The 18,683-nt window shown below is 39.7% G+C and carries 20 protein-coding genes; 9 read left to right on the forward strand and 11 right to left on the reverse strand.

Going from position 1 to position 18,683, the window contains the following annotated elements:
* Positions 1-179: 179 nt before the first annotated feature.
* From G4Y78_RS18290 to G4Y78_RS18310, 5 genes are all read left to right on the forward strand, one after another.
* Positions 180-911, forward strand: a complete 732-nt coding sequence (locus G4Y78_RS18290) for a glutathione peroxidase (RefSeq protein WP_163834398.1) — start codon at positions 180-182, stop codon at positions 909-911.
* A 214-nt stretch (positions 912-1,125) separates the two neighbouring features.
* Positions 1,126-2,577, forward strand: a complete 1,452-nt coding sequence (locus G4Y78_RS18295; RefSeq protein ID WP_163834399.1) for a dihydrolipoyl dehydrogenase — start codon at positions 1,126-1,128, stop codon at positions 2,575-2,577.
* 97 nt (positions 2,578-2,674) lie between these two features.
* Entirely contained in the window at positions 2,675-3,085 is a 411-nt protein-coding gene (locus G4Y78_RS18300) for a CBS domain-containing protein (protein ID WP_163834400.1), read from the forward strand.
* A 142-nt stretch (positions 3,086-3,227) separates the two neighbouring features.
* The gene (locus G4Y78_RS18305) at positions 3,228-4,382 is read left to right on the forward strand and encodes a glycosyltransferase (protein WP_163834401.1); all 1,155 of its coding nucleotides are present in this window, start codon (positions 3,228-3,230) and stop codon (positions 4,380-4,382) included.
* Positions 4,383-4,410: 28 nt separating this feature from the next.
* Positions 4,411-4,788, forward strand: a complete 378-nt coding sequence (locus G4Y78_RS18310) for a hypothetical protein (protein WP_163834402.1) — start codon at positions 4,411-4,413, stop codon at positions 4,786-4,788.
* A gap of 348 nt (positions 4,789-5,136) precedes the next feature.
* On the opposite strand, the gene G4Y78_RS18315 is transcribed toward G4Y78_RS18310, so the two are convergent.
* Both G4Y78_RS18315 and G4Y78_RS18320 read right to left on the reverse strand, forming a co-directional pair.
* The gene (locus tag G4Y78_RS18315; RefSeq protein WP_163834403.1) at positions 5,137-5,955 is read right to left on the reverse strand and encodes a hypothetical protein; all 819 of its coding nucleotides are present in this window, start codon (positions 5,953-5,955) and stop codon (positions 5,137-5,139) included.
* Positions 5,956-6,314: 359 nt separating this feature from the next.
* Positions 6,315-8,159 carry a beta-ketoacyl synthase gene (locus G4Y78_RS18320; protein WP_163834404.1) on the reverse strand — a complete coding sequence of 615 codons (1,845 nt, stop codon included), beginning with the start codon at positions 8,157-8,159 and terminating at the stop codon, positions 6,315-6,317.
* Positions 8,160-8,392: 233 nt separating this feature from the next.
* Here G4Y78_RS18320 and G4Y78_RS18325 point away from each other — a divergent pair, with 233 nt between their 5' ends.
* On the forward strand, positions 8,393-9,385 hold the full coding sequence (locus G4Y78_RS18325; protein ID WP_163834405.1) for a GlxA family transcriptional regulator: 993 nt from the start codon (positions 8,393-8,395) through the stop codon (positions 9,383-9,385).
* A gap of 71 nt (positions 9,386-9,456) precedes the next feature.
* Here the strand turns inward: G4Y78_RS18325 and yidD are convergent, their stop codons facing one another.
* Entirely contained in the window at positions 9,457-9,750 is a 294-nt protein-coding gene (yidD, locus tag G4Y78_RS18330; RefSeq protein ID WP_408022077.1) for a membrane protein insertion efficiency factor YidD, read from the reverse strand.
* Between the two features lie 219 nt (positions 9,751-9,969).
* On the opposite strand from yidD, the gene G4Y78_RS18335 reads away from it, so the two are divergent.
* On the forward strand, positions 9,970-10,539 hold the full coding sequence (locus tag G4Y78_RS18335; RefSeq protein WP_163834407.1) for a hypothetical protein: 570 nt from the start codon (positions 9,970-9,972) through the stop codon (positions 10,537-10,539).
* Positions 10,540-10,646: 107 nt separating this feature from the next.
* Here G4Y78_RS18335 and G4Y78_RS31750 read toward each other — a convergent pair whose 3' ends face one another.
* The 5 genes from G4Y78_RS31750 to G4Y78_RS18360 form a co-directional block, all read right to left on the reverse strand.
* Positions 10,647-10,817 (reverse strand): ClpX C4-type zinc finger protein, encoded by a 171-nt coding sequence (locus tag G4Y78_RS31750; protein WP_408022100.1) that lies wholly within the window; start codon positions 10,815-10,817, stop codon positions 10,647-10,649.
* A 1-nt stretch (position 10,818) separates the two neighbouring features.
* A complete protein-coding gene (locus G4Y78_RS18345; protein ID WP_222937528.1) occupies positions 10,819-11,025 on the reverse strand; it encodes a hypothetical protein in 207 nt (68 codons plus the stop codon).
* A 233-nt stretch (positions 11,026-11,258) separates the two neighbouring features.
* Complete coding sequence (locus G4Y78_RS18350; RefSeq protein ID WP_163834410.1) at positions 11,259-11,642, reverse strand: DUF805 domain-containing protein; 384 nt, start codon at positions 11,640-11,642, stop codon at positions 11,259-11,261.
* 178 nt (positions 11,643-11,820) lie between these two features.
* Positions 11,821-12,324, reverse strand: a complete 504-nt coding sequence (locus G4Y78_RS18355) for a hypothetical protein (RefSeq protein WP_163834411.1) — start codon at positions 12,322-12,324, stop codon at positions 11,821-11,823.
* A 153-nt stretch (positions 12,325-12,477) separates the two neighbouring features.
* A complete protein-coding gene (locus G4Y78_RS18360; protein WP_163834412.1) occupies positions 12,478-13,785 on the reverse strand; it encodes a M20/M25/M40 family metallo-hydrolase in 1,308 nt (435 codons plus the stop codon).
* Between the two features lie 273 nt (positions 13,786-14,058).
* On the opposite strand from G4Y78_RS18360, the gene G4Y78_RS18365 reads away from it, so the two are divergent.
* Entirely contained in the window at positions 14,059-15,729 is a 1,671-nt protein-coding gene (locus tag G4Y78_RS18365) for an amidohydrolase (RefSeq protein WP_230425615.1), read from the forward strand.
* A gap of 45 nt (positions 15,730-15,774) precedes the next feature.
* On the opposite strand, the gene G4Y78_RS18370 is transcribed toward G4Y78_RS18365, so the two are convergent.
* Positions 15,775-16,752 carry a retention module-containing protein gene (locus G4Y78_RS18370; protein ID WP_163834414.1) on the reverse strand — a complete coding sequence of 326 codons (978 nt, stop codon included), beginning with the start codon at positions 16,750-16,752 and terminating at the stop codon, positions 15,775-15,777.
* A gap of 228 nt (positions 16,753-16,980) precedes the next feature.
* Here G4Y78_RS18370 and G4Y78_RS18375 point away from each other — a divergent pair, with 228 nt between their 5' ends.
* Positions 16,981-17,421 carry a universal stress protein gene (locus tag G4Y78_RS18375; RefSeq protein WP_163834415.1) on the forward strand — a complete coding sequence of 147 codons (441 nt, stop codon included), beginning with the start codon at positions 16,981-16,983 and terminating at the stop codon, positions 17,419-17,421.
* Positions 17,422-17,497: 76 nt separating this feature from the next.
* On the opposite strand, the gene G4Y78_RS31405 is transcribed toward G4Y78_RS18375, so the two are convergent.
* Together G4Y78_RS31405 and G4Y78_RS31410 are read right to left on the reverse strand one after the other, a co-directional pair.
* The gene (locus G4Y78_RS31405) at positions 17,498-17,758 is read right to left on the reverse strand and encodes a thioesterase II family protein (protein WP_268934993.1); all 261 of its coding nucleotides are present in this window, start codon (positions 17,756-17,758) and stop codon (positions 17,498-17,500) included.
* A 46-nt stretch (positions 17,759-17,804) separates the two neighbouring features.
* On the reverse strand, positions 17,805-18,269 hold the full coding sequence (locus tag G4Y78_RS31410) for a thioesterase II family protein (RefSeq protein WP_163834417.1): 465 nt from the start codon (positions 18,267-18,269) through the stop codon (positions 17,805-17,807).
* Between the last annotated feature and the right edge of the window lie 414 nt (positions 18,270-18,683).

The raw sequence follows: 18,683 nt of genomic DNA on the forward strand, positions 1-18,683 counted from the left end.
TTAATTAAAACTATCGCAAAAAAAGAGATTATCAATTTTCCAAATAGCCTGTCCCCCAGCATAATCAAGCTCACTTTCAAGGCAACAATGCTTTTTTATCCAAAGCATAGGCTATATAGCCAATTTAGATGTATAGCCCAAATTCATGTTTTTTTAATTTAACACTAAGGTGAATCAACATGTTCGACAATCGCGAAGGCCAACGAGTACCTGAAACAACTTTTAGGGTGAGACAAAACAATGAATGGGTAAGTATTACAACTCATGAGCTATTTGCGAATAAAACAGTCGTAGTATTTTCTTTACCAGGGGCATTTACCCCCACCTGCTCTGGTACCCACTTACCTCGCTACAATGAACTGGCTGATGTTTTAAGAGCCAATGGAGTTGATACCATTGCCTGCATTTCTGTTAACGATACGTTTGTAATGAATGCTTGGGCAGAAGACCAACAGTCTGAAAATATCCAACTGATACCGGATGGTAATGGTGAATTTACAGAAGGAATGGGAATGTTGGTTGACAAAGCCGAGCTTGGTTTTGGCGCACGTAGCTGGCGTTACTCCATGCTGGTAAAAGATGGCGTCATCGAAAAAATGTTTATTGAGCCTAATAAGCCAGGTGACCCCTTTGAAGTATCTGATGCCGATACCATGCTTAACTACATTAACCCCAAAGCAGAAGAGCCTGAGTTCTATACCTTATTTAGTAAACCCGGTTGTCCCCATTGTGCCAGAGCTAAAGTGCTGCTAACTGAAAAAGGAGCTAAATACGAGGAAATCCAAATCGGCCGTGATACCACTAGCCGTTCACTCCGTGCTGTCTCTGGTGCCGATACTGTACCTCAGGTATTCCGCAGCGGTATTCGTATTGGTGGCGCTGACGACCTGGAAGCATTTTTCGCTCAATAGTTTCACTATAAATTCAGTTCTGAATACATTCAGACTGTACTTACTCCCCTACTCAACCATTTAGCCACCTTTTAAGGTGGCTTTTTTTTAGGGCCTGTTAACACAACCATTAGTTTTCTTAATAAGCCATTTTTATTTAATCAATTTTACCTGTTTATAACTTCCCACAATAATAAACCACATCTGAAATTCAAAATCATTAAGGAACCAGTTAATGAAGCAGTTAAATGTTGATGTCGCCATTATTGGGGCAGGAACAGCCGGGTTAGGTGCATACCGAGCCGCTAAAATGCATACGAATAGTGTTGTGTTAATCGAAGGTGGTCCTTATGGTACAACCTGCGCACGAGTGGGCTGTATGCCAAGCAAACTGCTAATTGCTGCCGCTGAAGCAGTTCACCATATTGAGCAGGCGCCGGGTTTTGGAATAACAGCCAATGGTGAGATTCTTATTGATGGAAAAGCAGTTATGCAACGGGTTCGCTCTGAACGGAATCGCTTTGCTGGCTTTGTTGTTGAGTCTGTAGAGAGTATTTCCGCAGCAGATAAAATTCGTGGTTATGCACAGTTTCTTGATGATCACCGAGTACAGGTAGATAACCACACTGTTATTACTGCCCAACGGTTTGTCATAGCTACAGGCTCCAGGCCAAGTTATCCCGCTATTTTTACTGAAGCCGGTGACCGATTAATCGTTAATGATGATGTATTTGATTGGGAAGATTTACCCAATTCAGTTGCCGTATTTGGTCCTGGGGTGATTGGTCTTGAGCTAGGGCAAGCGCTTAGCCGGTTAGGCGTGAACGTTAAATTATTTGGTATTGGCAATTTAGTAGGGCCTCTAACTGACCCAGCAGTAATTGACTATGCTCGCAACCACTTTAAGCAACAACTGCCTTTTGTTGCAGATGCCAAGTTAGAGCGTATTCAACGTACAGAGCAAGGAGTAGCCATTGAATATCTCGATGATGAAGGCAATCCCCAGCAAGACAGTTTTGAATATTTATTGGCTGCAACTGGCCGTACACCCAATGTCGATAAATTAGGATTGGAAAATACCACTATACCTTTATCTGAACGCGGCCTTCCTGAATATAATCGTTATACTCTACAATGCGGTGATAGCCATATTTTCATTGCCGGTGATGCCAACCATGACCTACCGTTACTTCATGAAGCGGCTGATGAAGGGCGTATTGCGGGTGACAATGCCGGTCAATACCCTACCATTCGTAGTGGTCAACGACGTACTCCGATCAGTGTTGTATTTTCTGACCCACAATTGGCGATGGTTGGCCAAACTTTTAAGCAAGTTAATCAAGAAAACCAAACCTGTGGTTGTTATGCTGTGGGGGAAGTTTCCTTTGAGGACCAAGGCAGAAGCCGTGTAATGCTAAAAAATAAGGGATTATTACGGGTGTATGGTGCCCAGGGCACTGGCTTGTTATTGGGTGCTGAAATGATTGGCCCAGCAGCAGAACATCTGGCTCACTTGTTAGCCTGGGTGGTTCAACAGCGTTTAACTATTAATGAAGTATTAGCTTTACCCTTTTATCATCCAGTGATCGAAGAAGGGCTACGTACCGCATTACGAGATTTAAACAGCAAACTTAAACTAGGCCCAGAAATGATTAAGTATTGCCTTGATTGTGGGCCAGGTGCCTAACCTAAACTGCTAAGCTTGATCTACACTAATGGTTGAGTAGTGCACCACAAACAACTGATAAACACTGTGGTGCCTTATTTATTTAAGAGTGATAGCAATGAAAGAAACGTTGATTCGTGTAGCAGACTACATGACCGAGCATCACCAACCTATCCGCTGTGGAACCCCTATAAATGAAGTAGTAGAACGACTCATTCATGACCACTTAACAGGGCTGCCAGTAGTCGATGAACATAAACGAGTGATTGGCTTCGTCTCAGAACAAGATTGTGTCAAACAAGCTTTAGAAGGCTCTTATTACTGCAACCAAAATGCCAGAGTCAATGAAGTGATGCAAAAAGAAGTACTCACGGTATCACCTAACGATGATATTATTGACGTAGCACAACGGATTATTAACCATCAACCCAAAATATACCCCGTAGTAGAAGATGAAAAACTGGTAGGTATTATTACTCGATCAGATATTTTGCGGGCATTAACCAAGCATTCTACCCAGTGTTATTAATTAAGCGCTAACTCCCTGCTCAATAATAATTAAGGGTATTTTTTAATTTTAAAAATATCCTTAATTATGTATTCCAGATATTAATTGAGGTGGTTATAGTTACTTTAACTGCCTCCTTTCACAAATAATAAGGATAATTCGAGTGAAAGAGATATATCTGTTAATAACCGATGCTGGTGGAGGACATCGTGCCCATGCGCTAGCACTAAAAAAAGCCATTCAAGCACAACAGCTTAATTGGAATGTACGGATTGTAAATATTTACACTGAAATTCTTACTAGAGGAAAACACTGGGAAGCATTTTACAATTTCCTGTTAAAGTCCGGCTTTAGTTGGATTTATTGGCCAGTAATGGTACCTCTAATTCGTTTGCAAATCCCTCTTAAACATCAATACGCCCTTAAAGCTCTAAAGTCTTACTGGCAAAACAACCATCCATCAATGGTTGTTTCTTTATTACCTTTTGTTAATGACGTGCTAGAAAAATCCGTCAAGGCTGTTCACCCAACGGTTCCTTTTATCACCTCACTCTGCGACCTTGTGGATTTAGATAAATACTACTTAACCAACCAACGCAACAACCACTACCCTTCACATGCCATTTGCCCAACTGACACGGCAGAAGAGCAAGCACGTCAGCTGGGTTATATTGATAGTCATATTCACCGTTTATCAGGCCCAGTGCTAGACCCAGATGTATATTTCTCTCCATTCTCGAGCAAACAGAAAGAACGCCAAAAGCACGGATTAGACGCCAATGCGACCACAGCCGTTATTAGTTTTGGCGGTAATGGCTCTAATGAAATGTTATCAATTGCCAATCAACTTGCACGATCTCCATTCAATTTACAGTGTATTTTTATCTGTGGAAAGAATAAGACCTTAGCCAAAAAAATCCTAAAGGTTAAAACATCAAAAAAACTCTTGGTTAAAGGCTTTACGACAAATATGTCTTACTACTTGAGTTTAGGCGATTTTTTTATTGGCAAACCAGGTCCAAATAGCATTGGAGAAGCAATCCAAATGGGTTTACCTGTGATTACCGAAAATAGCTGGCGAACAATGCAACAAGAACGCCATACCTGTGAGTGGATTATCGCTAATCAGTTTGGTCTGGTTATCAAAACATTCCGTAACACAGCACCGGCTATTGCCAAACTACTTGAGCCTACACAATTCAATACTTACCAAAAGAAAGTGGCAAACATAAGAAATTATGGTGTATTTGAAGCTGTTGATGCACTATCAACTATCTTAAATAATCTGAATGATAAAGTAGAACTTACTAACAGCTAAAAACAATAAGGTAGTGGTGAATTATACAATGAACGAAATATGTTTTCTCAATATTGATCTTGATATTGAATCAGCAGAAGATTTAACACCCATCATCCAAGAGTGGGAGGATCGTGTTATTGTCTTCCAACATGAAAAAATTGGTGATGTTTATCATGGCTCTTTTGAAACTAGCTGCAACAAATTAGAAGAAATCATTGAGGAATATTATACGTTAGTAATGGGGTTAACCCGAAAGTCAAAACATATCTGGGATCATGCAATTAGTCGAAAATTTGATTTTGGCTACGAGAGCGGTAATAAACCAAATTACTTCCAATCCCATATTAGCGCTCAGCATGTCAGTAAACTAACAGATATTGGCGGTAGCATTGTAATCACTATATACCCAGTGCAAAACACATAAACTGTGTTAGTTATGCCTGCCTAAAATTCAACTCTAAAAGTACTTCAGTCATACAAGCTCATTTCTAGTAACCAATAACACACCTAATCAAATGATTTGTTTTATCAGATCTTGCATTGCCACTCAACTCACATGATGCAAGATCTGCTTCCTAGAATACTCAATAAACCATAACAAAATAGCAAAGCTGGATTGAGATCAAAGTTTAGGAAAAACCAAATCTACTGGAAGGGATATCTCTGTGTGTTTAAGTCATGATTTAAAGATACACTTGGGGTGTATTAACTGACTACTACTTACTGAGTGCGAAGACAAAAGTAATATTACCTTACTTCAATCAAAAGCGCTTTATATTAATTGCACCAGCTTTTCTACCAACAAATTTATTTTGTTCTCATCTCCATTTAGAGAATCTACAAGCTGATTATGTTTAGTTTGAACAGCATCATCATTAATTATTAGCTCATCATTTTCATATAGCCATGTTTCCTTGTTATTCTTAAGGTTCTCTAGAACTTCTAGCATGTGATTACCATAGTCAACATGCGCTTGACCTAATAACTCTAAAGTAGGCTTTTGCCTTGAAAATGTTATATTTAGTACACTTACTGAGCCTTTATATATTTGACTATCTTCCCCAAGCGCTTTTAACTTTTCATTTAAGTTTAAAATAGCATTTAGAGTATACTCATTATTTTCAGTTGCTTCTTTAATATAGTTTTTAACCACTCCTATTTGGAACTCAAATTCACCTTCTCTTTTTAACAGAGCATAGTCAAGAATCCTAGGTGATTGAACTGCAATCATTGCATCATCCAATTGCTTGTTTTTTTGAGCCGTTTCCTCAACAAATTTTCTCAAAATACTGTAAAACAACTTATCTTTTCCTGATTTTACTCTCTCCATAAAGGCAATATTACTTTGAACATCATCAACAAATTCGTTATAAGCCGAATCCAGTTGTTCGGGGTCTTCTGAGTTCAATACCAAGTCCTTAAATTTTTCTTTAGACTGCTCGTAGGAGCTCAGATTTAAATACTTTTGCTCCACACTCTCTGGTGGGCTGGGGTTTTTACCATAGTAAACTATCCCAGACATTGCACATAACACAGCAATAAAGATGAGACAGTTAATTTTAACTTCAGAAGGGGTAGGCAGTCGTTTCATTAGCTTCACAAGTGATTTATCAATACTAAACTTAAGTAACTTTCAGCTGAAGAGCTCCAGAATGAACAAATTTTAAACAACCTTAAAATAAATGCAACTCTATTTCATACATATAAACCCAACTTATTATCAGCCAAAATAACTATTTTTTTCTCGGAAAATACGTATTCACTCTTAATAGTGAATCAATTACGTGTGCGAGTATGGATTAGATACTATGAAATAGCTGGTGATTTCAGTAGATATTAAAGAAAGGATATTCTGGTTAAACCGACAAGGCACAATAAATTGATGTGTGAATATTCTATGATTCCACTGAGCCACATGACAAAGACATACAGCCCAGTGAAATATTTAAATTAAACCATATCAGGATAAGGGTTTTCTAAATCCAATGAAACTTCGTGTTCAAACCCAGGCAAACGGATCGTTTGCGAATCAAACTGGATAGCTTCTCCATCAATAACCCCTTCTCCAAACTGATAAACCGGCTGTTGTTGATTAGTAATACAACGCTGGTCGTATGCTTCTACATTGGCCTGTACTTGTTCGTTAGCTTTTAAATAATGTTGATAAGCTGCTTTACCATGTTTTTTCTGTAGCATTTGCTGGGTAATATGAGGTGCCAAAATAAATGCTGTGGCGTTATTACCACCAAACCCTTTAGAATTGAGCAGCGCAATATCCAGTGCTGTTTTATCCAATGTTTGATGCTGGGTATTAAGTTTCAAGTGTTTTTGGTAAACATCGGCTGCTGGCTTATCAATAGTAGTAATGCCTGGTAATACTCCATATTGCCATACCCCTAACGTGCTGGCTAACTGGTCACCTGCTGCCGCTGCAATAGAGTGTCCAACAAACGCTTTTACTGCTGTAATGGGCCAATCCGTAATGCCAAACACTTCAGCAGCCTTATCTAAAATATGCGATTCTGTTACCCGATTTTGTGGTGTACCCGTTCCATGAGCCTGGACAAAGCTTCTTAACCGTAGCGCTTCTTCACCTAAAATAGCACGAGCAGATGCCATCGCTTTAGCCACAGTCAAGTAATTACCAACTCCCGGGCTGGAAATGGATTTTTTAAAACCATCAGCATTAACAAACACATCGCCGACTGCCCCTAATACATTAGCACCCAGCTCCAACGCCAGCTCATCATCAAATAACACAACAAATTGAGCAGACTCTGCCAAGGTAAAGCCACAATTTTCCCCAAAAGGTCGGCAAGCACGTTGATAATTTAATGGATGGTCGGCTGCTAACTTATCTAAAGCACGTAACTCGTTGTCTGTTGCTAATGCCCCCATGGTGCCATAGCCATCAAAAACCTCAGGTAGCAAAGGGGCTTCAGCATTACCCACAACGGCTACCCGGCAACGTCCACTACGAATGTCGTCTATACCATTTTTCAGGTTATATAAGAAAGTGGCACAAGCCCCCATGCTAGTACCAGTATTACCAACACTTCCTAATAAATAAGCATTAATAAAATCCGCTGGCATTTCCGCCATCCCTAAAGGGCATTGCTTTGATGTGACACGTTTGCCCAATAGTTGAGCCTTTAACATGCCGCCATTGCCATTGTAATCCAATTGGCTCATGCCACTGCCTGCATAAACAGCTACCTGATCAGGCTTGACTAGTTGCATAACCTGCTGCCAATCGATACCCAATGAGCCCAGTGCATCAGATGCCCCATAAACGGTTAGCTGTAAGCCCCGTGGATGATTGCGGGATGGGTAGAGTTGATCAGGCCGAAAGCCGCTGGGTAATTGCCCTGCCGCACGAACAGTCGCTTGCCGAGTAGCAGGTAATAGCCAAGCTTGATTATCCGTAAACGTTACTTTGACATGGCGTTCATCAACTGCTTCAACTTGCCAGTGCGCAGGAATATCAACCGGCAGCTTTCGTTTAGCCAACACCACACTGTTACCCGCCTGAAAATGCTCGGCTTGATGATAAGACAGTTGTTCTGTATCAAAATAACTGGACTCTATCCGGCGAATAAGCGTGTGCTGCTTGATATAATCCTGTTGATCAGCCTGATAATGTATACCCATCAGTTGTGCCAAGCTTTGCCAAGTGCTATCGGCATCTGCATGAGCCAGCTGGTCAATGACTAAACGCTTGTAACCATGATGTAGTGAGGTACGGCCGGCGGAGTTAATACCCCCCATACCAACAATGACAGGAAGTCTAGACAAACCATTACTCCTTGAGTTTGATTTACCTGCAGCAACGCTTTGCTTAGTTGCAAAAGGTGTAAGCCAATGGTTTTGGAACGAGTAGAACGCTTGAAAGGCACCCTTCAATTACATGGATGCACCACTAAACACTCACTACAGTGTAATTTTGTTCGAGAGAATAGGGCTGGACATTTTCGCCAAATACTAGGACTATTTGGTCAATAGCTTTTAACTGGCTTCGTATTATTGCAATGAACACCCGAATTACCCTGATTGCCATTGAGCACATGCTAGGCACCAGTTTAACCTTACCCATGGAAATGCTGAATGCAGCCAATGCCACTTATCAGGCTTATCATAAAACCCGCCAACATCCTCTAGAAATCATAGTTGGCAGTTGGGATGGGCAACCCGTTGCTATTACAGGTGGGCTAAGCATCACACCGCATTGCTCACTTAGTGAGATTAAAACAACTGATCTAATCATTATTCCTGGCCTGTGGCGAAATCCTCAAACCACAATTCATAATCACCCGTCATTGATTAAATGGCTACAACAGCAATATCAACAACAAGCAACTTTGTGTGCGGCCGGTACTGGGGTCTGTCTGATCGCCGAAGCTGGTTTATTGGAAAACCAGCCTGCCACCACCCACTGGTATTATTTCGATGCTTTTAGTCGCCGTTATCCCAATATTGAACTATGCCGTCACCATTTAATCACCCACAGTGAGCGAATCTATTGCGCAGGCAGTGTCAATTCTATTGCAGATTTAACCGTGCATTTAGTTGGTAAATTGTTGGGTGAAAAAATTGCTACGCGAGTTGAACAACAGTTTTCCCGGGAAATTCGCCGACCTTACGAGACCTCTTACTACTCTTTTGAAGACACCCGTAACCATCAAGATGAAGTCATCATCGAAGCGCAACAATGGATAGCAGCCCACCATTGTGAAGCCTTTGAATGGAAGCGGCTAGCCGAACAGTTACAAATGAGCTTACGTACCTTCAATCGACGCTTTAAAGCCGCCACCCACCAAACACCATCGACTTATTTACAGAAAATTAGAATTCAAGCGGCCAAAGAACTACTCAACCACACGAATCTGACCATTGCTGAAATTTCCGATGTCGTTGGTTTTAATGATGAAAGCTACTTTGCGCGAACCTTCAAAAAACATGCTTTAGCAAGCCCAAGCGATTACCGACATCAAGTGAGAGGTAAGTTATTTTCGCTTGCCTAATTGTTTCCCCCATAGGCTAGCGAATATCAGTTAACAGGGTATTCAACACTAGATTTATTTCCAATCAATCATTACTTGGAATTATTCAGCTTGTGGGAACATTTATCGCCATGAAGGGAATGACTTTGACCAACACAACTTTCTTCTGTCTGCGCAGTATTACTAATAATACCTGGCACCGGATCATAACCACCGGGATGCCAAGGATGGCAGCACAGTAGCCGCCTAAGCGCAAACCAACACCCTTTAATCACACCATATTGCTCCAACGCTTCCAACGCATAACTAGAGCAACTGGGATAAAAGCGGCAGTTTCTACCTAATAGCGGGCTAATTGCCAGCTGATAAGCTTTGATGAGAATCATAAATAGCTTTTTCATAAGCAGATTGTACAGGCAACCCAGCGCAAAACCAATAACCCCATAAACAGCCAATAACCATTCACACAGGCTATAACAAAATGTACTTTAGTATAACAGCCAGCTTGTTTATATACTTCCTTATAACTTCACCTTAATTATATTCAAAACTTGTAGCAACACCTTCAAATAAAGGAAATTATCGCAGTTTTCAAGGATGAAAAAATGGTTAAAAAAAGCCTAGTAATTGAAATATCAAAAAATGACTCCGCATTGGATGACTATTTACAAATTGTCAGTACCGATGCGGCCTGTGTAGCCAAACGTTATTGGAAAGACCCAGACCTAAATAGTTACAACGGCGGAAAAATACACCCAATCACCCTGCTTAGCCACGCTAACAATAAAAATTTTATTACCGATTACAATAGTGGTGGCTATAAAACCTATCAATCAGGTAACGACGTTGCCAAACAAATTGTTAGCTTAGGACTAATCCCCACTCGTTTTAAGTTTTGTTTACTAGCAGGTTGCAAAGGAGCTGAAAGCACTGGTCGAGAGGGTTTGTATGTCCAAGTTGGTGACGCTTTAGTTATTCCTGTGGTAGCCTCCACCACCCCTGTCAAGCTCGCAACCACTAATACCCAAATTACCTTAACCCCACAAGACCAAGGGCAATGGAAAGTTTATTTTCCAGAAGAGTCTTCTGTTTATGGTCTTGAGCATGAACGGTGTAAAGAAATTCATGAATATTTAATGGGATATGTCTTTCAGTGTTGCACAGAAGAGTCATAGTTTATTGTAATGAAATATAAAGCTTAGATTAGGAGTATCATGGTATCACTGATGCTCCAACCCTAATGCTAACCACTAATCTGATATCTTTAGTTATTTTTCCAACGTCACTTTTCATCGTCAATCATACTATAACAAAGCTCTATACACTCATCACAAATATTACCAGTTTCTCCTTTGATAATATTTTTTAATTCCATATCACCTTTTCCACAAAACGAGCAAAATAAAGTGCTTTCACCTTCTTCTTCATTTTCAGACTCAGAATGATCTATTATCTTAGTTTACTGATGACTCCGCTTTAACCAGTTTAATTGTTATTTCATCACCTACATCTAAACACTCATATTCCCAGTGCAAAATTTTTTTTGCTTCAAGGGAAGTTGGTAAATAAGCAGTCACGACCATACCCATTCCTTCATCACCGACTAATTTGAATACAGCCGTTTCCAGCTGCCACATCAGCTTCGGAATAGAGTTTTCCATTGATATAAATTTCAAACCTAACCATAGTTCATAAAGATAATAATTAATAATGAGTAAAATTAACAATACTCAAAAACCTCTCAGTTCCCTAACTGTTTTTGCTGAGCTCTTTCTATATAACCCTGATATGCAGGAATAGCAATAGCAGCTAAAATTCCAACAATAATAGGTACGGCAAGCGCAGCTACAATTACTTTACGAGAATTCGGCGGTGGCTGATGGCCATATTTATTTTAACCCTTAGTACCGGGTATAAAATACAAAACGAGATACACAAATGGGATAATTATAAATAAAATTGAAAACCAACCTGATATATTAATATCATGGCAACGCTGGATAGTATAAATAACATAAAAGTATAGCAAAGCAACATAGAGAATGATCGTTAAGCCTCCACCAACTAATGTTGCAGCCCCGCCAATAGCAGCAAATGGCACGCTAACGATTACGGTGAGCCCTATAAATAATAAACCTACCATAATACCCCAGACAAGTAGCCGAACTCGCCCTATTCTGCCTTTTGCATTCAGTATGTTCAGATCACCATAAATCTCGTCCTGCCCTTCTTTACTTAAGTCACTATTAGGGCTTTGATATACATTATTTTGTTCCATAAGCAACTCTCTTTTATTCAAACAGCCTGGGAAGTTAGGTAATGTAAACCTGATTATTATCTATGCTTGGCCATTCGTCGAGTGCCACTCAAACAAACGACTAAAAAAACTCATCAACTTCAGTGATACCCTGCTAAATACTAGGGCCTATTAACAGGCCCTAACAATCAAATAATTTTTAGTCATCCAACCCTACTAAGCTCACTTGTCCACTCTGTTTATTAACCAATAGCCAGCCATGGGCAATAAACCCATCTAAAACATTGAGTTTTAAATGAAATAAATAATAATTCTCTGGTAAATACTCTGCTAAACCAGCTTCACCACGGTCTGAATACAACTCAATAGTCGATTCACTTAAAAAGGTGCAGAGCAATAAGTCTAACTCCCTTGGAGTAATACTTATACCTAAACTATCCTCATACAAAACATTTAAATAGGATAAAAAATTATCAAATTCATAACCACTGTCTGGCAAGGGAGTAAATAAATAATTCATTATCTGGTGTATTGCTGCTGAATAACTTAACTGATTTGGCAAGTTTGCCTGAGTTGATTTAACTGATTCTGTGGTTTGATCAATCAGCCCACAAGTAATTCCTTCATTTAATCCACTTGCCCAACTAAGCTGACAACTAAAGCCAATGATTGCTAGTGATTTAACTAGCCATTTCGTTTTCATTTCAACATCCTTATCCATAAATAAAGTGCACTTTTAAAAATAGTAACTTTTTCGGGAGAGCAAGGCAGCACCACACGGGAGACCGCAGTGTACAAGCAATACATGAGGAGCTGAGTACGGAGCTAACGCAGCTATCGTGAAAAAAGTGCATTTTTAGAGCTGTTCTTTAGTCATTTCCACTACATAAGCAACACCCAACTTAGCAAATTTTTGCGCATGTAAGGCGTGACCACCTGACTGTGCTATTGTATCTTCAGTTGAGTGAATTTTTTGATTTAATTTATCCATAGTAGCTTCAAAAGGAAAAGAAGCAGGATAGCCATTTGCAGTCCAAGAGGCATGATCTGAACAGCCATAGCCACATTTTGAGTAGCCAACCTGCATGTCAGGTAAATAAGTTCTAGCTAGTCGAGCTAAAAATTGATTCTGTAGGGAGTCAGTAAAGTCTTCCATTAACACAATATCATTGGTACTGCCCTGAAAGTTAGTCATATCAAACTGAACTACTCCTACTACAGTCTTATTTGTATCTCGATATTCTGCAGCAATATCAGATGAACCTAATAGGCCTATTTCTTCTGCTGCATACCCCATAAACTGAATAGTACGTTCTGGGTAAAAATCATTATTTAGCAAAACTCGAATAATTTCAGTGATGCTAGCAATACCTGAAGCATTGTCATCAGCCCCTGGAGCAAGCGAATTCAACCGGGGATTACCACCATTAATTGAGTCTAAATGCCCGCCTATGATGACTATCTCATTTGGCTTAGACTTGCCGGGTATGGTCATTATCACTGATGGCTGAGGATAGCTGTCATGATTATATAGTTTAACCATGACATCATTCCGATTACGTGCTAGATGAGCCCACTGTCGCTTGATAAATTTAGCAGCACTTACTCCTGTTTCACTTAAATAATAACGGTTTTGATAGGCTGATAGTTTGGCAATAGTATGTCTGATTTGGGTTTCTGCCACTTGATGCAATAGTTCAGTGACTAACAGCTGTTGATTAATTGAATATGTATCTGCAACCGTCTCACTTAACATACGTCGTTTTGCTTTAGCTAAATAACCATAGGTTTGCTTTAGGTGCTTTTGTGCAGCCTGATAGTTTGAATGGACGACAAACCCACCACATCGGTTAAATAAGCGATGCATATAAATAGATAACAGCCCAATACGTTTTGTATTAATCGCTCTCACAACAATTGTTGTAGACTTCTTTTTCTCTTCAAGTAAATTAACGTAGTTATCACTCACCGCATTATCATTTGACTTACTTTGTTTTTTTCTCTCAACTAATAATCCAGGTATTAACTTCTCTATTTTAAGCGCTGCATCTTTACCTAATGTAATCCATTTTTGCTCTTGATCACCTGTGTGTGCCACTACAGGCTGAATTAAAAATGTGGCGACTATGCTTGATGCGAGTATTCCTTTGATTAGTCTTATCATTAGTCTGAGTTCCTGCACTTTGGCTCTAGCTTCTTTTGTTGGTTGTTAATTTTTGAGTTGTACTGCTTATATTTTATATTAACGTGCCATTTCTATTTAGATGGTAGGCTTTCCTTGGGGCATCTCTAATTTTATGGATGCTTTAATATAACTGCAATTAACTTTTGCTTTCTATACTCTATTCTGGGGAATAAATTCTTCAGTGAGGATTTTTATAAAACTACAAATACCTTCTTCTTACTTAAACCAACCAACACAATTATGATAAAAGATATGTTAAAAACAATCCTGCTCATTACCATATTATGGTTATCTTGCCTTTCCCAGGCAAAGGAATTACTTATTTACAATCTTAATGGTTATTTTCTGGAAAAAAATCAGTGGCAATCCTTTAAAGCCATTCACCTGAATGAAGGCAAAGTAAAAGCAGTTTATCCAAACCAAGCTGATATCCCCAAAACTTTTCAAGGTAAACGGTTAAATGGCGAAGGTCAGACGATGCTACCTGGATTAATTGATGCTCACGGTCATATCAAAGGCTATGCACTGGCTAAACTACAAATTAATTTACGAAATACAATATCTGCAACCGATGCAGTTAACAAGGTAATGGCTTATAGTACTAAGCACCCACATTTACAATGGTTACAAGGAAGAGGTTGGAACCAAGTACTATGGGCTGGTAAACAATTCCCTACAGCAGCAATGTTAGATGCAGTTATCAAAGACCGCCCAATCTGGTTAAGACGGGTTGATGGTCACGCAGGCTGGGCTAATACCAAAGCAATGAAAATAGCCGGTATTAATCGTACAACACCTGATCCAGATGGTGGACAAATAGTTCGCGATAGCAAAGGTAATCCTACGGGTATTTTTATTGATAATGCAATGGACCTCATTAGTCAGTATATCCCTGAAACCTCATTGCAAGAGGAGTTATCCCTATTGCCTGAAGCATTAAAACGTTTAGCAAAAGTGGGGCTCACCAGTGTTCATGACGCCGGCATCAATAGTCAAACAGCAACTGCCTATAAAACTCTAGTTAAGCAAGCACAGTTACCTATTCGAGTATATGCCATGCTATCAGGCTCAAGTAAAGACTACGACCAATTACTTCAAGCAGGCCCATTTGAATCAGCTAATGACTACCTAACTATTCGTAGTGTTAAATTATTTTTTGATGGGGCTTTAGGTAGCCGAGGTGCTGCTTTACATACCAGTTATACAGATAAAAAAAACCACAAAGGGCTATTACTTTATTCACCAAAACAATTATTACAGCTAGCCAAACAAGCTCAACATAATGGTTTTCAGGTCAATATTCATGCCATTGGTGATCGTGGCAATTCAGAGGCTCTGAATATCTTCCAGCAACTGAGCCCATTGAATCCCCATTCATCCTTGCGCCACCGAATAGAACACGCCCAAGTGATTCAGCTTGAAGATATTCCTCGTTTTGCCAAACTTAATATCATCCCTTCCATGCAGCCTATTCATGCTACCAGCGATAAAAATATGGCCGAGGATCGACTTGGACCACAGCGTATTAAAGGGGCCTACGCCTGGCGTAAATTAACTAACCACAACGCCCTTATTGCGGGTGGCTCAGATTTTCCAGTTGAACCGGCTAATCCCTTTTATGGGATTCATGCAGCCGTTACCCGTCAAGATCATAATAACCAGCCAAGCAAAGGGTGGTATCCAGAAGAAAAGCTAACGGTGGCAGAAGCACTCAAACTATTTACTTATAATGCTGCTTATGCCGCACACCAGGAAAATAAAGTCGGTAATTTACGACCAGGGTATTGGGCCGATTTTATCTTGCTAGACAGGGATCCATTTACGACCCAAAAACAGACACTCTGGCAAACCAAAGTGTTAGCAACATGGGTGGCAGGCAAACCCGTTTATCAACAACCCATTACTCAGTTGGCGAAACAATAAAGATCACTATCTACTCAGCCCTGTTCAAGGGCAGAGTAGATAGACTTAGGTGATTACAACACTGCCTTCATCAAGTAAATTATTGACGATAGTGGCTGAATCAGCGGTACCAAAGTCAACAGATAAATCAACTCCAGCGAGCAACACTTGCTGTGTAACCACTCCTGAAGCATCAGGGCTAACATTAACGGTGGTATTTCCTCCAGCAAAATTAAGCTGTAAAAACTGATCTAAATTACCAGCGTTCTCACCCACCAACAAATCACTGAAATTTAAAAAATCACCCTCACTACGACTAAAGTCAGTAATTGTATCAATAGCAGGCGCTATGGCTGTTCCATCATCACCTTGGTTCCAAATAAATCCATCTGCTCCAGCACCTCCGGTAATAGTGTCATTGCCCGGACCGCCCTGGATTAAGTCATTGCCAGATGTACCCAAAATAATATCATCGGCAGCACTCCCTATAATGCTAACAGGGGCAACAGCAACCGTTTTATCTGGTTCATCCACTTCAATTTCTGAAAAGGTTTGCGCCTGACCGACATCTTGCTGAATTTCAGTGGTGCTTATCGAAGGTTGATCTTCTGCTACTAAAATTGCTGGGGACTCATGCTCAACAACAGGCGGAACAGATCCAAGATCCTCAATCGTCGCCTCTGTTTCAGGGCTACCTGCAGCAGTAGGTTGACTTATATCAGTCGGATCTTTACCAGCTATTAATGCTTCTTTTATCAGTTCCACATCATCAGGCTCTGTCATCATTAAAGCCGTTAATGCCTCTTTCCCAAATAGGCTTTCATTAAACGTCAATTGATCATAGGCTCCCATATCCATCCAGCTACCATCAATAAACTCCACCATGATAAACCCAGAATGGGTTTTAATGGTGTCAAATGCGTAAATCTCATCGCCTGTCTTTAAACTACGCTGCTTCCCGCCCGTATCATAAGCGTATACTTCACCATAAGACTTTTTCACAAAACCAATTGGGGTTGCCTTTAACTGAGCTGCTGTGGCCATTTTGATACTACCTGATATGGAAAATATAACTGTCTGTAATGTTGTTGAAAATGATTAATAAATATACTTATCTCTATCCCCTAGGTTAGTAGACAATGATAAAAATGGTAGTAAGCCGATGCCTTGATGCCAGCAAAAGTGATGATATTGATTTAGATCATCTCATGGTTGCCACTGATTCTAGATACTTAAGAGTAAAGACAACAACAAACTGTTAGGAGCCCTCAAATGAACTTACTTTCCTTTAACTCAGTCATTGTTCCAATTGATTTTTCAGAAGCGTGTGTGGGTGCCGTTGAAACAGCATTGGCACAAGTGGACTCACCTGAACAGGTGACCCTTGTTCATGTAAAGTATCCAACCACTTACATTACTTGTGGTACAGCCTATGTGCAGCTTGATGAGGCAGAACATAAAAAACAGATAGAAGATCACTTTCAACAGTTTATGCAAAAACATCAATGGGAAGCACTTAACTGGAAGCTTCTCACTGGCAAACCAGGCGAAGAAATTGTCACCTATGCAAAAGAGATAAACGCAAGTGTAATCATTATACCTTCTCATGGTTATCATGGCATAAAACGTCTTATGCTTGGGTCAGTGGCAGAACGAGTTGTTAGACTTGCCCCCTGCCCTGTTCTGGTATTAAGGAGAGAGGAAGACGATTAAAGATAGTACAAGATAAAGCCTTTTTAGGGGTTATTGCAGACCCCTAAAAAAATTTGCGAAGAGTATAATGGTTGATTTAACACAATTGCTGGTTAATAACTCCACAAATTTCATACCCCATCTGATGAACAAAAAAATGATCACCTGATAACTCATAATAGCTGAATTTATTTTGCGTCAATTTTTGCCATTCAATAACATCAACCAATGGAATATCAACATCATCAATACCTGTAAAAGCAGTAATGGGCATAGTCAATAATGATCCTAATGGCTGATACGCATACGTTTCGACTAATTTTAAGTCAGCACGCACAACTGGTAGCATGAGTTCCATTAACTCCTCAGAATCTAATACTTCTTGTGGTGTACCATTCAATAACTTAAGTGCTTGCTTTAGCTTGCTTTAGCTCGTTATCAGGCAAGTCATGTATATTACGTTTTTTTCGTGACAAATGTGGGGCTTGCCTACCCGAAACAAACAAGTGTTCAGGCTGTCTTAAACCCGCTTGATGAAGCTTTTTCGCCAACTCGAAAGCAACTAACCCTCCCATACTATGGCCAAAAAATGCATAAGGTTTATCTATATTATCAGCTAGAACAGCAAATAGAGCGTTAATTAAACAGTCTATCTGATCAATAGGTGATTCATTAAGACGGGTACCTCGTCCTGGTAATAATACAGGGCACAGGGAAATTGATGAATCCAGCCACGCTGGCCAACTCCGATAGATAGCAGCACTCCCTCCAGCATAAGGGAAACAAAAAAGTCTTAGCTTATTGTGATCAGCTATTAATAGATCATGATCAAAATACCCTTTAGTGGGTTGTTGTTTATTATTTATCAACTTAACTCCTAACGAATTAACACCTGATTATGGTTAGCAACAACATTATACCCAAAAGCAGTCAAGGCAAAATAGCATTGACTTTATAACTACCCCCCCCACTATTAAGCCATTATTAGCATCAACCAACCACCTTTTATTTTCAAACACCCCAATATAGAAGACATGAAAATATGCCTACTGAGTCAAAGAAGCAGCAGAAACAATAAATAATAGTTAGCAAACTCTCTGCAGTATTTTCTCATGATTTATACCACAGAATTTCTGAATATTAACTCCAATCAAAAACCACTACTCAATTATGACCCGGTTCTTACAAAATTTTTTACAAATCATTATTTATTTGAATTTTTATATATTTCCGAAATCTTGAAATACAACAGATTATAGTTATCTCAGTCATCTATACTGTAA

This window comes from Spartinivicinus ruber (assembly GCF_011009015.1).
Classification (GTDB): domain Bacteria; phylum Pseudomonadota; class Gammaproteobacteria; order Pseudomonadales; family Zooshikellaceae; genus Spartinivicinus; species Spartinivicinus ruber.

Coding starts and splice junctions, on each gene's coding strand:
- G4Y78_RS18315 (WP_163834403.1), bottom strand. CDS start 5,955: ATGAAACGACTGCCTACCCCTTCTGAAGTTAAAATTAACTGTCTCATC.
- G4Y78_RS18370 (WP_163834414.1), bottom strand. CDS start 16,752: ATGGCCACAGCAGCTCAGTTAAAGGCAACCCCAATTGGTTTTGTGAAA.
- G4Y78_RS18360 (WP_163834412.1), bottom strand. CDS start 13,785: ATGATAAGACTAATCAAAGGAATACTCGCATCAAGCATAGTCGCCACA.
- G4Y78_RS18335 (WP_163834407.1), top strand. CDS start 9,970: ATGGTTAAAAAAAGCCTAGTAATTGAAATATCAAAAAATGACTCCGCA.
- G4Y78_RS18295 (WP_163834399.1), top strand. CDS start 1,126: ATGAAGCAGTTAAATGTTGATGTCGCCATTATTGGGGCAGGAACAGCC.
- G4Y78_RS18350 (WP_163834410.1), bottom strand. CDS start 11,642: ATGGAACAAAATAATGTATATCAAAGCCCTAATAGTGACTTAAGTAAA.
- yidD (WP_408022077.1), bottom strand. CDS start 9,750: ATGATTCTCATCAAAGCTTATCAGCTGGCAATTAGCCCGCTATTAGGT.
- G4Y78_RS18365 (WP_230425615.1), top strand. CDS start 14,059: ATGTTAAAAACAATCCTGCTCATTACCATATTATGGTTATCTTGCCTT.
- G4Y78_RS18310 (WP_163834402.1), top strand. CDS start 4,411: ATGAACGAAATATGTTTTCTCAATATTGATCTTGATATTGAATCAGCA.
- G4Y78_RS18300 (WP_163834400.1), top strand. CDS start 2,675: ATGAAAGAAACGTTGATTCGTGTAGCAGACTACATGACCGAGCATCAC.
- G4Y78_RS18290 (WP_163834398.1), top strand. CDS start 180: ATGTTCGACAATCGCGAAGGCCAACGAGTACCTGAAACAACTTTTAGG.
- G4Y78_RS18375 (WP_163834415.1), top strand. CDS start 16,981: ATGAACTTACTTTCCTTTAACTCAGTCATTGTTCCAATTGATTTTTCA.
- G4Y78_RS18355 (WP_163834411.1), bottom strand. CDS start 12,324: ATGAAAACGAAATGGCTAGTTAAATCACTAGCAATCATTGGCTTTAGT.
- G4Y78_RS18325 (WP_163834405.1), top strand. CDS start 8,393: ATGAACACCCGAATTACCCTGATTGCCATTGAGCACATGCTAGGCACC.
- G4Y78_RS31405 (WP_268934993.1), bottom strand. CDS start 17,758: ATGGAACTCATGCTACCAGTTGTGCGTGCTGACTTAAAATTAGTCGAA.
- G4Y78_RS18345 (WP_222937528.1), bottom strand. CDS start 11,025: ATGGAAAACTCTATTCCGAAGCTGATGTGGCAGCTGGAAACGGCTGTA.